Origin of the sequence: Actinokineospora auranticolor, from assembly GCF_041897805.1 — a bacterium.
In the GTDB taxonomy this organism is placed as follows: Bacteria; Actinomycetota; Actinomycetes; order Mycobacteriales; family Pseudonocardiaceae; genus Actinokineospora; species Actinokineospora auranticolor.
In genome coordinates, this window is sequence record NZ_CP154825.1 from 4,286,951 (window position 1) to 4,301,681 (window position 14,731).

General features: G+C 70.5%; 12 protein-coding genes and 6 pseudogenes. 13 read left to right on the forward strand and 5 right to left on the reverse strand.

Features of this window, described 5'->3' with window-relative positions:
- The first annotated feature begins 562 nt into the window (after positions 1–562).
- The 7 genes and pseudogenes from V5P93_RS18860 (at position 563) to V5P93_RS18890 (ending at position 3,439) form a co-directional block, all read left to right on the forward strand.
- Complete coding sequence (locus V5P93_RS18860; RefSeq protein ID WP_146108123.1) at positions 563–919, forward strand: hypothetical protein; 357 nt, start codon at positions 563–565, stop codon at positions 917–919.
- A gap of 62 nt (positions 920–981) precedes the next feature.
- Positions 982–1,233 carry a transposase gene (locus V5P93_RS18865; protein ID WP_146108124.1) on the forward strand — a complete coding sequence of 84 codons (252 nt, stop codon included), beginning with the start codon at positions 982–984 and terminating at the stop codon, positions 1,231–1,233.
- A gap of 126 nt (positions 1,234–1,359) precedes the next feature.
- Positions 1,360–1,794 carry an IS3 family transposase gene (locus tag V5P93_RS18870; protein WP_146108125.1) on the forward strand — a complete coding sequence of 145 codons (435 nt, stop codon included), beginning with the start codon at positions 1,360–1,362 and terminating at the stop codon, positions 1,792–1,794.
- Positions 1,745–1,846, forward strand: a pseudogene (locus V5P93_RS18875) (hypothetical protein); the annotation flags it as partial. The gene V5P93_RS18870 and the pseudogene V5P93_RS18875, both read left to right, overlap by 50 nt.
- A gap of 139 nt (positions 1,847–1,985) precedes the next feature.
- Positions 1,986–2,165 (forward strand): annotated as a pseudogene (locus V5P93_RS18880) (IS3 family transposase); the annotation flags it as partial.
- A 216-nt stretch (positions 2,166–2,381) separates the two neighbouring features.
- A pseudogene (locus tag V5P93_RS18885) lies at positions 2,382–2,675 on the forward strand (transposase); the annotation flags it as partial.
- Positions 2,676–3,151: 476 nt separating this feature from the next.
- Positions 3,152–3,439: a hypothetical protein gene (locus tag V5P93_RS18890; protein ID WP_245931433.1), complete on the forward strand. Its 288-nt coding sequence runs from the start codon at positions 3,152–3,154 to the stop codon at positions 3,437–3,439.
- 849 nt (positions 3,440–4,288) lie between these two features.
- Here the strand turns inward: V5P93_RS18890 and V5P93_RS18895 are convergent.
- From V5P93_RS18895 to V5P93_RS18910, 4 genes and pseudogenes are all read right to left on the reverse strand, one after another.
- Positions 4,289–4,558, reverse strand: a pseudogene (locus V5P93_RS18895) (putative adhesin); the annotation flags it as partial.
- A 162-nt stretch (positions 4,559–4,720) separates the two neighbouring features.
- Positions 4,721–6,154: a M1 family metallopeptidase gene (locus V5P93_RS18900; RefSeq protein WP_104480552.1), complete on the reverse strand. Its 1,434-nt coding sequence runs from the start codon at positions 6,152–6,154 to the stop codon at positions 4,721–4,723.
- 75 nt (positions 6,155–6,229) lie between these two features.
- Complete coding sequence (locus V5P93_RS18905) at positions 6,230–7,033, reverse strand: iron chelate uptake ABC transporter family permease subunit (RefSeq protein WP_181043617.1); 804 nt, start codon at positions 7,031–7,033, stop codon at positions 6,230–6,232.
- Positions 7,034–7,236: 203 nt separating this feature from the next.
- Positions 7,237–7,440: pseudogene (locus V5P93_RS18910) on the reverse strand (iron chelate uptake ABC transporter family permease subunit); the annotation flags it as partial.
- A 54-nt stretch (positions 7,441–7,494) separates the two neighbouring features.
- Between V5P93_RS18910 and V5P93_RS18915 the strand changes: the two are divergent.
- On the forward strand, positions 7,495–7,626 hold the full coding sequence (locus V5P93_RS18915) for a hypothetical protein (RefSeq protein WP_342752285.1): 132 nt from the start codon (positions 7,495–7,497) through the stop codon (positions 7,624–7,626).
- A gap of 13 nt (positions 7,627–7,639) precedes the next feature.
- Here V5P93_RS18915 and V5P93_RS18920 read toward each other — a convergent pair whose 3' ends face one another.
- Positions 7,640–8,194 carry a sugar O-acetyltransferase gene (locus V5P93_RS18920; RefSeq protein ID WP_104480554.1) on the reverse strand — a complete coding sequence of 185 codons (555 nt, stop codon included), beginning with the start codon at positions 8,192–8,194 and terminating at the stop codon, positions 7,640–7,642.
- Positions 8,195–8,532: 338 nt separating this feature from the next.
- Here V5P93_RS18920 and V5P93_RS18925 point away from each other — a divergent pair.
- The 5 genes and pseudogenes from V5P93_RS18925 to V5P93_RS18945 all read left to right on the forward strand — a co-directional run.
- A pseudogene (locus V5P93_RS18925) lies at positions 8,533–10,159 on the forward strand (caspase family protein); the annotation flags it as partial.
- A 1,155-nt stretch (positions 10,160–11,314) separates the two neighbouring features.
- Complete coding sequence (locus V5P93_RS18930; protein WP_342752291.1) at positions 11,315–11,626, forward strand: hypothetical protein; 312 nt, start codon at positions 11,315–11,317, stop codon at positions 11,624–11,626.
- Between the two features lie 107 nt (positions 11,627–11,733).
- On the forward strand, positions 11,734–12,393 hold the full coding sequence (locus V5P93_RS18935) for a TetR/AcrR family transcriptional regulator (protein WP_104480557.1): 660 nt from the start codon (positions 11,734–11,736) through the stop codon (positions 12,391–12,393).
- Positions 12,390–13,811, forward strand: coding sequence for an MFS transporter (locus tag V5P93_RS18940; protein ID WP_104480558.1), 1,422 nt, complete (start codon positions 12,390–12,392; stop codon positions 13,809–13,811). The genes V5P93_RS18935 and V5P93_RS18940 overlap by 4 nt, the downstream gene beginning before the upstream one ends.
- Positions 13,812–14,194: 383 nt before the next feature.
- Positions 14,195–14,713, forward strand: a complete 519-nt coding sequence (locus V5P93_RS18945; protein WP_146108127.1) for a hypothetical protein — start codon at positions 14,195–14,197, stop codon at positions 14,711–14,713.
- Positions 14,714–14,731: the final 18 nt, after the last annotated feature.

Sequence of the window (14,731 nt, forward strand, 5' to 3'; positions counted from 1 at the left end):
GATCATGACACCAGCTAGCGAGAAAACGACCAACGAGAAATTCGCTCTGCCCGTGAGGCGGACACCGACGCATCATCAACAAGGGACACCACCTGGAGACCCTTCCCCTGCGCTCTCCCACGCGCGGGGATGCCCCCACCGCCGGACGGCGGACGGCACCTCGCCAATCACGTCCCTGTGAGGGACAGAACACAGTGGTGACCGCACCACCCGCCACTAAGGAACAGACTGCACAACGCCAGAGGTTCGGGACGCAACACGAGCGGCGCCGCCTCCAATCACGAACGAGCACCTGATGGTCGAACTGGGTCCGGCATGGACACGACCGAGAACTCGGAGCCGGCGACTGGCCCGACGGTCTGGGCGAGCAACTCGTCGCGCAATTGCCGAGCCGCGCCAGGGCGCATGAGGAATACCCCGCCGTCCTGAGCGCCTCGGGCGCGGCAGGGCTGGTGGCCGCGAACCGGTCATGGCCGTATTGGATGGGTTGGGCGAGATTCCCACGGCACTGATGCCCTCGGCGCTCGCCGCGATCGACGCGGCGAGCGAGGGCCTGTAGGTCGTGCTGACCTGCCGAAGCGCGGAGTACGAGAAGCTGAACACCGAACACGCGCCGCCGAACCGAGCTGCCGTGGTGGAGATCAAGACGATCGAGCCCCACGACACCGGGTTCTACCTGCACGACAACAAGGCCGAAGGCGAGCTAACCCTGGCTCCCGGTCGTCAGCCGCATGCACGCCGACGACGGCAAGAACCCCGCCGGGGCCCTGTCGATACCGCTGATCAGGGCGCTGATGCGGTGAAGCGTCGAGTGCTCGTAGAGCTCCTCCCAGCGGTCTATGCCAGGACCGAGGCGGGCTGGCGCGCATACCCGGCCGAGAAGGCCGACCGGTTGGAACGCCCGTTGTATTCCCGTTGAGGTTCCCCCGGTAGCTCGGAGACTTTCAAGCATGGTCCGATAGGATCTGAAGGGAGTCGTCCGTGGCAGCACCGAAGAAGTACCCCGATGAGCTGAGGGCTCGTGCGGTCCGGCTGTATCGGGAGTCGGATCCCAAGCCGGTAGTCCGGCGGCTGGCCGAGCAGCTCGGGGTGCGTCTCGAAGCACTGCGTAACTGCTCCGGCAGGACGAGGCCGACTGCGGCGAGCGTGACGGCCGGTCCACGGCCAGTGAGTCCGACGAGCTGCGAGGGCTTCGGCGGGAGAACGCGGAACTCGACCCGGCGACGGTCGTGACGCTCGTGTCACAGCTTCGCGGCCGCTTCGGGGTCGAGCCCATCCTCCGGGTCCTCGGTATCGCCTCCTCCACCTACTACGGCTGGGTCCAGCGCCAGGCGGACCCGTCACCGCGGCAGCGTCAGGATGAGGAGCTGGTGGCCGAGATCGTGGACATCTACACCACCTCAGGCGGCACCCTACGACAGCCCGCGGGTGTACGCGACCCTGCGCCGCCACGGGACCGGGGTGTCGCGCAAACGGGTCGAACGGCTGATGCGCGGCCATGAGTCGCAGGGCGCGTTCCTGCGCAAGAAGTGGCGAACACCCTCGACCCGGCGTGATCCACGAGCCACACCGGCGCCGGATCTGGTCAACCGGGACTTCACCGCCCCGGCCCCGGGACCGGCTGTGGGTCGCCGACGCCACCCGCATCCCCACCGGCGAGGGCGTGTTCTGACCGGCCGCGGTCCGGGACGCGTTCTCCAACCGGACCGTGGGCTGGAAGACCAGCGACGGCCGCGACACCACCCTCGTGCTCGGCGCCCTAGAGTACGCGATCCGGTCCCGGGATGTCCGTAAAGGCGAGTTGATCCACCACAGCGACCGCGGCTCGACCACCTACACCTCGATCCGCTTCGCGCAACGCCTGGCGAACAACGGGATCCCGCCGTCGATGGGGTCGGTCGGCGACTCCCACGACAACGCGCCGATGGAGAACTTCTTCTCCACACCGAAGATCGAACTCGCATACCGCAAACTCCTGGCGCACCCGCGACGAGGCCGACCACGCGATCTTCAGCTACATCGACGCCAGGCACAACACCCAGCGCATCCAGAAAGAGCTCGGCCGGCTCAGCCCCGACGAGTACGAGACCGCCCGGTACGCCGACCAACTCGAGCCATCCATCATCCCGGCATCCCCAACCGAAGCCAGGCAACCACCCCTCTGAGTTTATCGGGGAACCTCATTGGTGGGTCTCGTCGTAACGTGGGTGCCGGCGCTCGATGCCTGATCGGTGACCACGACGCGGCGAACGAACGGCATGGGGAATGAGCAGCATTTTCAGCGTGTTCCTCGGCTTGGACGTCGGTAAGGACAACCACCACGCGGACGGCAACCGCTGCACGACGCCCCGCTGCCCAACACCGAACCCAAACTAGAAGCCCTGTTAGAAGCTCGCCGCTCACACAACACTGCTGGTGGTGGTCGACCAGCCCGCCACGATCGGGCGTTGCCGGTAGCGGTCGCCCGCGCCGCCGGTCACCGGGTGGCTTACCTGCCCGGCCTGGCGATGCGCCGTATCGCCGACCTCTACCCGGGCCGGGCCAAGACCGATGCCCGGGACGCGTTCGTTATCGCCGACGCGGCCCGTTGCCTGCCGCACACGCTGCGCCCGGTGGATGTCGGTGACGAGGCGCTGGCCGAGCTGGAGGTGCTGGTCGGGTTCTACGACGACCTGGCCGACGAAGCCACCCGCATCTCCAATCGGATCCGCGGGCTGCTCACCGGGATCCACCCCGCTCTCGAACACGCCATCGGCCCGCAGATCAGCCACCCGGCCGTCCTGGAGGCACTCTCGCGTTGCGGCGGACCGGCCAGCATCGCCAAGGCTGGCCGCCACAAACTCGCCGCCATCGCGAAAGTCCACGCGCCCCGCCTCGGCGACAAGCTGGTCGAGGCGATCATGACCGCCCTCGGCGAGCAGACGGTCACCGTCCCGGGCACCGCCGCCGCCGACACCGTCCTGCCGCGCCTGGCGGACAGCCTGAAAACCATTCTCCAGCAACGGAAACAGGGTGCCGAGCAGGTTGAGAGGATACTTGATGCACACCCTCTTGCCGGGGTCCTGACCTCGATGCCCGGCATCGGTGTCAAGACCGCCGCCCACATCTGCTCAAAGTCGGCGACGCCTCCCATTTCGCCTCCTCGAGGCATCTGGCGGCCTACACCGGCATCGCCCCGGTCACCCTCAGCTCCGGCACCAGCATCAAGGGCCAACATCTCGCCCCGAGCGCAGCCGCCAGCTCACACGGACGTTCGTCCTCGCCGCCTTCGCCGCCCTGTCCGACTGACTCCTGGCCGGGCGTTGGCCAACACCACGCCGTACCGCCGCGGCGCGGGTGGGGTCTTACACGGCGCCTGATCGTCCACCTATTGCTCGAAAACCGACAGCGGGTGGACGTTCCCGCTGTCGGCCCGGTTGCCCCTCCCCCATCGAACTGACGCCAGCAGGTCGACGCCTGTTCCGTGAACATGGCTCCTCTTCGATCGCCGATGCTGCCTCGCTCACAGCAAGTCGATACGCCTGGACATCCGACGTTGGTAGACCAATTCAGTGCGCTGCCTCTTCCTCGCACACCACTTGTAGACCACCATGGTGCCTCCGTTCCGCCAGTCGCCCACACGGACAGCGCACAGCACCTCACGTGGAAAGACCGCAACCACGTCCAAACCGGCCCCCTCACAAGCCCGACACCGACATGCGCACATATCATCGAGACGCCCCTCACCCTCAACACAAAGTGAATAAGAAACAGCGTTACGGTCCACAGTGCCGCAGGTCAATAAGGGTCGTCCCCGCGCGAGCGGGGCTGTTCGCTCCCGGCCCCTCTCAGGGGCGCCGTCTCGCCAGTAGTCCTCGCGCGGGGACTGCTCACCCTCACCGGCAACGTCATCGTCTCGCCGGAAACAGCCCTGCTCGACGGGACAGGCGCTGATCAACAGGGCTGGCGACCGGCCGCCTGAATACGACACACCGCTCCTGACCACGCTGCTCCCGAGCTGTACCGAAACCTGCTGCCACCACCGCATGACGGACCCGCCCGGATCTGCGCCGCCACCCCTCAGGTAAGAGCCGGCCATCAAACGTTCCCGAGGCGCTGGCTCTCCAATCAAGGCCGTGACATTGAGTCACACCCACGGCAGGGTCAAGGTTCCTGCCAGGCCTCTCAACGGTCCTGACAAATTCAGGACATGATCATCCCAACACGGAGCGTCACACTCCGAGTGGGGATGGATCCCGCGTTTGCGTGTTGGAGGACCACCACCGGACTCCTCCACTTCGTCGGTGCACTAGCGCACTCTGAACTCCCGGCAGGCCGCCCAGTGGCATATCCCCATGTCCGAGATCAGGAGTTCACTCAACTGGGCGCGCTGGCCCACCGTGTACGACCCGGACGCGATGTTGAGGTTCTCCGGCGGCAGCAGCGTGTAGTTCGGTACCCGGTCACCCGGTCCGAACACCTCCGCCGGCTCCCCGGAGTACGTGCCGAGTTCGACCGCCAGCCCGTCCGCGTCCTTGAGCTTCTCGCCGTCTTGGACGTGCATCTTCAGCGTAGTGCCCGGTGGGACGTCACCGTCACCGTCACCGGCCTAGTGCACACCGTGACCGGCGAGGACCGTCTCGCCGTCGGCCCGAGCCCGTGCGCGCCTTGGGGGTGTCCTCTCGCCGTTCGCGGCGCGGCTTGTGCCAGCTCTCGGCTGGGCGGGTTGGTGCGCGGTGGCCTACTCGCGCAGTGAGCCCGGGTAGAGGAACCGGTCGCTGGGCTTGGCTGCCTTGTGGAACCACTCGGTCAGGAACGCGGTCTGGTCTTGGCCCGCGATGTCGTTGACGAGTTTCTCCAGGTCGGCCCAGTTGGCGTTGCCGTCGCGGTGTTCGCTGGTCCAGCGTGTGAGGAGCTGGTCGAACTTGGCCTCGCCCAGGGTGCGGCGCAGGGCGTGCATGGCGAGCTTGCCCTTGTCGTAGACGGCGGTGAACTCCTTGCCGGGGCCCATGTCGAGCAGGGGGCGGTTCCAGAAGGCGTCGTCGGCTTTGGCGACGGCTTGGCGGTAGGTCTCGTCCAGGTCGGTGTCGTTCTTGGCCTCGTCCCACAGCCATTCCGCGTAGCTGGCGAAGCACTCGTTGAGGCAGATGTCGGACCAGCGGTTGAGGGAGACGCTGTTGCCGAACCACTGGTGGGCCTGCTCGTGCACGACGATCCCCAGGTCGTCCTCGGTGCCGTAGATGGGGCGGGTCTGCAGTTCCACGGCGAAACCGATGTCCTCGTTGATGAAGATGCCGCCCGCCGCGTCCTGCGGGTAGGGGCCGAACTTGCTCGCCAGGAAGTCCAGGACCTCGGGCAGCCGGGCCTCGGTGGCCCGCTGGAACTCGACACCCGGGGCGTAGGCGCTGACCAGCGGGAGCCCGTGGTAGGTCGACCGGTCGAACGTCCAGTGATCGATGCCGACCGTCGTCAGGTACGGCGCGATCCGGTTCGCCTCGACCCAGGTGTAGGTGGTCCAGCCGTCCGCGCTGTACGGCGGTTCCTCGCGGCCGTTGCCGATCACGCTCCACCCGTCGGGCACCCGGGCGGTCAACCGGAACGTGGCCTTGTCCGACGGGTGGTCGTTGACCGGGAACCAGGTGCTCGCCGAGTGCGGCTGCCCGGCAACGAACACGCCGCCGGACCGGGCCTTGCGCCAACCGTCGCCGTCCGTCGACGGATCGTCCTCCCCCTCAGGGGTTCCCGAGTAGGTGACCCTGGTGCGGAAGGTCGCCCCCTTGGTCACGGTCGCGGGAGGGGTGATCACCAGCTCGTGCACGCCCGCGCGGGCGAACTTCGCGGGCTTGCCGTCGATCTCGACCGCGCCGACCTGGAACCCGATGAGGTCCAGGTTGAACCGGCTCAGGTCGGCGGACGCCACGGCGGTGACGGTCGTGTCACCGCCGAACTCGTCCGAACTCGGGTCGTACCGGATCGCCACGTCGTAGCCGAGGACGTCGTAGCCCCCGTTCCCGTCCTCCGGGTAGTACGGATCGCCGACGCCCGCCGCGCCGGGCAGGCCGCCGGTACCAGAAGGTCCCGGCGTGCGGCTGGGATCCGCGGGCCCCGGCGACGTGGTGCAGGCGCCGACCGCGGTGACGGCGAGCAGCGCCCACACGACTCGAGCACGGGACATGACCCATCTCCCACCGTTTCGAGGCAACACGATCATGAACGCGCGACCTCGCCGTCGAGTTCCGTCGAGCACCGGTCAGCGTTTGGCGCGCCATTCGTTGGTGAGGAGCCAGATCAGGTAGGCGCCGCCGAGTGCCCCTGTGGTCAGCCCGACGGGGAGTTGGACTCGGGGGACGAGGTGTTGGCCCACCTGGTCGGCGGTGACCAGGAGCAGGGCGCCGGTGAGGCCCGAAGTGGCCAGGTTGGCACTGCCGGAGCGGACCAGGCCGTGGGTGATCTGAGGGGCGACCAAGGCCACGAAGGTGATGGGGCCCGCCGCGGCGGTGGCCAGGGCGGTGAGGCCGACACCGGCAAGGACCAGGTAGAGGCGGGAACGCTCGACGGGGACGCCGCGGGAGAGGGCGGTTTCGTCGCCCAGTTCGAGCATGGCCAGCCGCCTGCCCAGCAGGAGCGCGAGGGGGAGCAGGACGGCCAACGCGATCCAGGCGGGAGTGGCCTCGTCCCAGCCGCGGCCGTTGAGGCTGCCCACCAGCCAGAGTTGGGCGTTGCGGGCCTCTCGCAGCGAGGCGCGGCTGAGGAGGAAGCCGTTGGCGGCGAAGAGGACGGCGCTGACGCCGATACCGACCGGGATCAGGCGGGTTCCGTGGATGCCGTTGCGGTAGGCGAGCAGGTAGACGAGGACCGCCGCGGCCAGGCCGCCCAGGACCGAACCCAGGGGTACGCCGATGGGGCCGCCGCGCCAGAAGAGCAGGACCAGGAGGGCGCCGGTTGCCGAGCCGGTGGTGAAGCCGATGATGTCGGGGCTGCCCAGGGGGTTCGCGGAGACGCTTTGGAATATCGCGCCGGCGGCACCCAGGGCCAGGCCGACGGCGATGGCCACCAAGAGGCGGGGCAGGCGGGAAGCGGTTGACCACCAGTTCCAGTCCGCGTGGGGCCGTCGCCGAAGAGGGTTCGCAGGATGGTGCGCCGATCAGCGCCATGACGATCCCGACCTCCACCTCGCCCGGCGCCGACACCACGCCCCCCCAGGACGCCCGCGCCCAGCACCAGGACCGCGCCCAGCACACCGGAGTAGGGCAGCACCCACCGGTTGTCCGGGCCGGTGACCACACGGGCGATGTGCGGGACGGTGAGACCGCCGAACGCGACCGGACCCGCCGCCGCGGTGGCCGCGCCGCACAACAGGGTGACCGCGACGGCGCCGCCCGCGCGCAGGGCGGTGACGTTCGCGCCGAGAGCCCGGCCGGTCTCCTCCCCCAACGCGATGGCGTTGAGGCCGCTGCCCATGGCCAGGGCGCCGAGCGCCACCCCGGCACGGTCCCACGCCGCGTCACCGCCCTGATGACCACCGACACCCGCCGCCGCTGGCCCGCGGTGCTGCTCCCCCTCCTGGCCGTCGCCACCACCATCTGGACCGGCGAGTGCGTCTACGACCTCTTCGAACTCCTGGCCGCCGCCACCCCTGACCGATAGCCGCGCAGGGGACTCAGAGTTCGCGGACAGGCCGAGCGGGGCTCCCGACGGCGAGGGTGCGGGCCGGGATGTCGCGCGTGACGACGCTGCCCGCGCCGATGACGGAGTCGGCACCGACGGTGACACCGGGACAGACGATAACCCCGGCGCCGAGCCAGGTGTTGTCGCCGATGGAGACGGGTTTGGCCTGCTCCCAGCCTTCGCGGCGGCGTTGGTGGTCGTCGACGGGGTGGAGGGCGGTGGTGAGCTGGGTGCGGGGGCCGATGCGGACGTCGTCGCCGATGGTGATGGGGGCGTCGTCCATGAGCAGGACGTCGGTGTTGATGAAGGTGTTGGCGCCGAGGCGGGTGTGGGTGCCGTAGCTGATCTGGAGCCCGGGCATGACGACGGTGTCGGGGCCGATGCGGCCGAGGAGCTGTTCGAGGATGTGCCTGCGTTCCCTGTCATCGTCGGGACCGGTGGCGTTGAAGCGGTTCTGCAGGTGCCAACAGCGTCGTCGGGCGGCCACGAGTTCGGGGCCGTCGAGGTACCAGTCGCCGCGGCGCATGCGGTCGAGGGGGTCGGTCATGGTGTGGCGTCCTTTCTGTGCTCGTTGCGGAGAATCGCGGTGGGCGTGCACACGAATCCGGTCGACGCAACGCGTTCCGGACCGCGGTAACGCGCCGTGGGAGGGTAGCGATCTTGGTCAGGTCGCGGTGAAGGGTTGCGTGATCGATGACCTTGTTGCACGGAGCAGGCGCCAGGGCTGTGTTGATCGGCACCGGTGGGCACGTGCCGGGGTCCGGGCTCCCGGACATCGCGGCCGTGCCCGAGACCGTCGCCGACCTGACGCGGGTGCTCGTCGACCGGTGCGGCATGCTCGCGGAGAACATCACCGTCGTCTCGGTCGCGGCGAACCCGTCCGAGATGGGGCTGGCCCTGGCGGACGCGGTCGAGCACGCCGAGTCCGCGCTGCTGGTGTACTACGTCGGCCACGGCCTGCTGGGCTCCACCGGTGACCTGTACCTGGCGTCCCGCGCGGGCGACGGTGGTGCCCTGCGGTTGCCCGCGACAGCGCTGCCGTACACCGAGGTGTGCCGGTACCTCTCGGAAAGCCGGGCGCGGCACCGGCTGGTGGTGCTGGACTGCTGCTTCTCCGGTCGGGCGATACCGTCGCTGGCCGACCCGGCGGTCGCCGCAGTCGCCGCGCACCCCGGCGGGACGTTCGTCATGGCCTCCGCCGCCCGCGACGAGGTCGCGCTCGCCCCACCGGGCGCCCGGCACACCGCGTTCTCCGGCGCCCTGATCGCACTGCTCGACCAAGGCGAACCCGGCGGCCCGGCCGAGCTGACCCTGGAAGACGCCTACCAGCACCTCGACCGCGTCCTGGCGGCCCGGCGGCTGCCCCGTCCGCGCAAGAGCGCCACCCAGTCGATCGACCGGTTCGTGCTAGCCCCGAACCTGGCGTGGCGACCGGAGGACGACGACGAGGTCAACCCGGCGGTCGCGCCCGCCGACGGCGCCTGCCCGTACCCGGGCCTGGCGTCCTACGGCGTCGACGACGCGCGCTGGTTCTTCGGCCGCGCGGCGGTGGTCGACCGGGTGCTCGACCACCTGGCGGACCGGGTCGCGGACCCGGGGCTGCTGGTGGTGAGCGGCCCGTCCGGGGTGGGCAAGTCGTCACTGCTGCGGGCGGGGGTGGTCCCGGCGTTGGCCCGGGGCGCGCTGACCGGTTCCCAGGGCTGGCACCCGGCCGTGATCACCCCGACCAACGCGCCCCTGGCCAGTCTGCGCGCGGCCACCGACCAGGTCCCCGACGGGCGCAGGCCGCTGCTGGTGGTCGACCAGTTCGAGGAGCTGTTCACCCTCGCGGACGAGCCCCGGCGCGCCGAGTTCGTCCAGGCACTGCACGCGTTGACCGCGACGGCGTCGGTGGTGCTGTGCGTGCGCGCGGACTTCCTGCCGCACTGCGCCGTCCACCCCGCCCTGGTCGACGCTGGGTCGGGGGCAGGTACTGCTGGGCGCCATGTCGGCCGCCGACCTGCGCGTCGCCATCGAGCGCCCCGCCCGGGTCGTCGGGGCGCACCTGCAGGCGGGGCTGGTCGACCTCGTGCTGCGCGAGGTCGCGGCGCTGCCGCCGGACTCGCCCGGCACGCTGGCCCTCGTCGCGCACGCCATGAACATCACCTGGCGCCACCGGGCGGCCCGGGTCCTCACCATCGCCGGGTACGAGCGCAGCGGCGGCATCGGCGGGGCGGTGGCCGCCACCGCCGAGTTCGTCTACGAGCAGTTCGGCGCCGAGGACCGGGAAACCGCCCGCGTCCTGCTCATGCGCCTGGTGCACATCGGGGACGGCACCCACGACGCCCGCCGTCGCCTCGACCGCGAACGCCTGCTCGCCACCGCGCCCGCGGCGGCGGCGCGGGTCCTCACCGCGCTGACCGACGCCGGGCTGCTCACCACGGCTGACACCACCGTGGAGATCGCCCACGAGGCCCTGCTCCGCGCTTGGCCCCGCCTGCGGTCCTGGATCGACGCCGACCGCGCGGGCGCCGTGGTCCACCAGGCCCTCATCGAGGCCGCCGAGGTCTGGGAGCGCGGCGGTCGCCAACCCGGCGACCTGCACACCGGCACCCGCCTCCACGCCGCCACGGACTGGCTGGCCGGTTCGAACACCCGGCTCGACGACCGCACCGCCCGGTTCCTCGCCGCCTCCGACAAGCACGCCGCCCGCCAGCGGGACGGTTCGCGGCGGCGGACCCGGAGGCTGCTGGTGCTGTCGGCCGTGCTCGGCGTGCTGCTCCTGCTCACCACGGCCGCGGGCTACGTCGCGGTCGTCCAGTGGCAACGCGCCGACGCGCTGCGGGCGGCCGAGGCCGACGCCAGGCGGTCCGCGGCCAACCAGGTCAACGCCCGAGACGCCCTGCGTGACGCGGTGCGGCTGGTCGACCGGGCGAGCGCGCTGAACCTCGCCCTGGCCGCGCACAGGATCTCGCCGAGCCCGGACACCATCGGAACGCTGACAGCCCTGCTGCGCAGACACGCCCCCGTCGACTACACCGCGCCCCAGCCGGAGCTCGAGCTCACCGCGGTCGGTGTCTCCACGGGCCTCGGGCAGGTACGCGCCTTCGGCGGGGACACCGTGGTGGTCTGGCCGGTGGGCTCGCACGACCCGCCTGCGCGGTGGACGGCACCGGTACCGCTGGCCGACGTGGCATTGGAAGCCGACCAGCCCGTCGCCATCGGCAAGGACGGCACCGTGTGGGACACCACCCGCCCATCCGCGGCGGGCCCCATCACGAGGGCGGTCTTCCCGAACAAGCCGGATCACCCAGGGGTGACCGCCGACGGTCGGTGGCTCTACACCTCCAGCGACGCCCCGGACGGGCCCTATCCCTACCGGAGCGTCGTACAGGTGTGGAGCCTCGCGAACCGATCCGCATACCTGGCGACTTACGGCGGGGTCTTCTGCTTCGTGCCGGGCAACTTCCCGTGCCGCGAGTTGCCCGGCGTGCACAACGACCGCTCCAGGTCACTCCCGGCGATCCCACGGCCGGTGCTCCCGGTCCTCAGCGCCGACGGCGCCCTCGCCGCGATCAGCGACGGAGCTGAGGTGACTTACAGCTCGCTGGACGACCCCGCTGTCCCCAACACCGAAGCCTTGCCACACCGGGGAGGCGTTCTCGAGGGCGTGGGGCCACTGCGAACGATGACCATGTCCGCAGACGGAACCAGACTCGCGACGTCCGGGGTGGACGGCACGGTCCGCGTCTGGGACCTCACCGACCCCACCCCGCGGCTGACCACCGTCATACCCGATGCCGACCTGGCCGGCCGCGATTTCCGGTTCTCCCCGGACAACCGACAACTGCCGCAACCGGCCAAAGGCGGCGTGCGCGTGTGGTACCTCGACCCCGGTGACGTCATCTCGCAGATCTGCACCCTGAGCATCACCACCATGGGCGAGTCGACCTGGAAGCACTACTTCCCGGAGGAGCCGTACCAACGTCCGTGCAGCTGACCGCCCAGCGTCGGAGTGAGTACTCACTTCTTGATTGACGGAGTGAGTGCTCACTCCGTACGCTTGTCGGCGTGACACCGAACGCACCGCGCAAGCGCGCGCCGGGGATGAGTCCCGAACAGCGCCGAGAGATGATCGTCCGCACCGCCCTCCCCCTGGTCGCCGAGCACGGCGCCGCGGTGACCACCGCGCAGGTCGCGCGCGCCGCAGGCATCGGGGAGGCGACGGTGTTCCGGGTGTTCGCCGACAAGGAGGAACTGCTCAGCGCGTGCGTGGCGGAGGCACTGCGCACCGACCACGTGCTCGGCGAGATCGCGGCGATCCCGTTGGAGCAGCCGCTGGCGGAGCGGTTGGTGGAGGTGGCCTCGGCGATGGAGGCCTACCTGGGGCGGATGGGGCGCGTGCTGGGCGCCCTGCACGCGTCGGGGCACCGTGGCGCGGGCGGTGGCCGCGCGGAGGTGCTGATGACTCGCCTGCGCGGCGCGGCGGGCGGCCCGGGTGCGCCCGCGCGGTCCGATGCGGACAGCTCGGACTCCGGCCCCGCGATGTCGGATCGGGAGGCGGCGCAACGGCGGACCAGCGCGGCGGTGGCGGAGTTGTTCGAGCCGGAGCGGGACTCGCTGCGGCTGCCGCCGGAGACACTGGCGACGATCTTCCTGGCGATGCTGTTCTCCCGCACCCGGTCCGCGGGCGACGACCTCTCCCCCACGGTCGAGCAGTTCGTGGACGTCTTCCTCCACGGCGCGCTCGGCGGACAGCCCCGGTGACCTACGACGAACTGACCCCGCGCAGACGCCTGCTGGTCACGATCGCGCTGCTGGCGTGCGCGTTCCTGGCCATGCTCGACGGCACGGTCATCGGCACGGCCCTGCCGCGCATCGTCGACCAACTGCACGGCGGCGACACCTGGTACACCTGGTTGGTCACCGCGTACGTGCTGACCTCGTCGATCAGCGTCCCGATCTACGGCCGCTTCTCCGACCTGCGCGGCCGCCGCGGACTGCTCCTGGTGGGCCTGGTCCTGTTCCTGGCGGGTTCGGCGGCCTGCGGCTTCGCCGGTTCGATGACGGCGCTGATCGTGGCGCGGGCGGTCCAGGGCCTGGGCGCGGGCTCGTTGTTGACCCTGGGCATGGCGTTGGTGCGGGACCTGAACCCACCGGGCCGCGAGGACGGCGTGGTCCGTATGCAGACGGCGGTGGCCGTCATGATGATCCTGGGCTTGATCGGCGGCCCGCTGGTCGGCGGCGTCCTGACCGACCACGCGGACTGGCGGTGGGCGTTCTGGGTGAACCTACCGGTGGGCATGGCGGCGGCGGCCGTGATCGCGTCGGCGCTGCCACCGAGCAAACCGGAGCCACGGTCAGGCCGATTGGACGTGGCGGGCATCGCACTGCTGAGCGCCGGGTTGTCACTGGTGCTGATCGGGTTGAGCCTCAAGGGCACCGGCGACGCGCGGTGGCGCGACGCGGAGGTGCTGCTGCCGCTGGCGGCCGGGGCACTGCTGTTGGCGGCACTGGTGCCGGTGGAGCGGCGGGCGTCGACACCGGTGTTGCCACCACACCTGATGCGACGGCGGACGTACGCGGCGTTGTTGTCGGGAGGTTTCTTCTTCCAGATCGCGGTACTGCCGATCGGCGTGTTTCTGCCCCTGTACTTCCAACACATACGCGGCTTCTCGGCCACGGCGTCGGGCCTGTCGGTGTTGCCGCTGCTGGTGGGCATGGTGACGAGCAACCGCCTGACCGCTCTCCTGATCCTGCGAACCAGGCACACCCGACCGGTACTGCTGGCCGGAGCGGCGGTGACCACCCTCGGCGCGTTGGGGTTCTTCACGCTGGGGCCGTCGACATCGGTGGTCATCACCGGGGCCTGGCTGCTGCTGACCGGCGTGGGAGTCGGCCCCGCGATGGGCGGCATCACCATCGCCACGCAGAACGCCGTGGACCGCGCGGACATGGGCGCGGCAACCGCCGGATCGGTGTTGGCCAAACAGATCGGCGGCGCGGTGGGATTGGCGTGCGCACAGACCGCCGTGGGCACGGTAAGCGGCGAGTCGATCGGCGCGGCCGTGGGCTGGATCGGCGGCGCCGCGGGATTGCTGGCGCTGGCATCGATCGGCCTGATGCGAGACGTGGTGGTGGGTGCCGCTCCCCCGGTGCCGGAAAAGCGCTCCGTACCTGCCTAGCAGCGGTGGCGGGATCCCGGTGATCAGTCCACTGGGGAGGGTGCGTTGTTCTACTACCGCGTGACCAAGTACGACCCGGCCGACCGCGCCGATGACGGCTCCTACCAGGGCACCGTGCCCGCCGAGAGCGACCGGGGCCTGCTGGAGGCGGCGTACGTGGCCGCGGCGGTGGACTTCGCCGTGGACACCGGGGTGTCGTGGGTGGAGATCCTCGACCCCGCCCCCGACGTCAGGCGGTCGCTGGACGACCCGATATGGCACCCGGAGTTGGTGGCGTTGTTCGGGTCGGACCCGCGGGGTCTGTACGACGGTGCTCGGGTGTCGCCACGGGCGGCCTCGGAGCTGGTGCGCCTGATGCTGCGGAGCGCGGAGGAGTGCGGGCGGTGGCGGCGGCTCGGGCCGCGGGGCTGTTCCCCGAGCGGCGAACCGAATCACCGTACGAGGAGCGGCGCTGTCCGTCGAAGGCGCGGCAGGCCGATGAGGGGTTCTGGGCCGAGGTCGCCGAGTTGGTGGCCCAGCGGGGCGCGGTGCTCGTGCAGGAGTCTTTCGGCGCGTCGCGGTGGTTCCGGGTGATGTCGGATGCGGACCTGGAGGCGGTGCGGGCGCGGCTGGCGCCCCGGTCGCTGGTCGCGGTGTGGCCGGACCTGGCCGACGCGCTGAGCGGACCGCAGCCGGAGGGCACACACCTGCGGATCGTGTGGCAAGAGGGCGACCGGATCCACTACATGGTCGTCCTCGACGACGAGTTCCCGGAGGTCGCGGCTCGGCTGGGACCGGTGCCGTCGGTGGTGCTCGACGAGCGGGAGCGGCTGGTGGCGGCGGTGCTGCCGGACCCGGACGGGTGTGGTCTGGTCACCGTGGGAGCTGTGACGCCGCTGGTTGGGGTCGGCCAAGGACGGTGAGCGGACCACGTCGGCCCG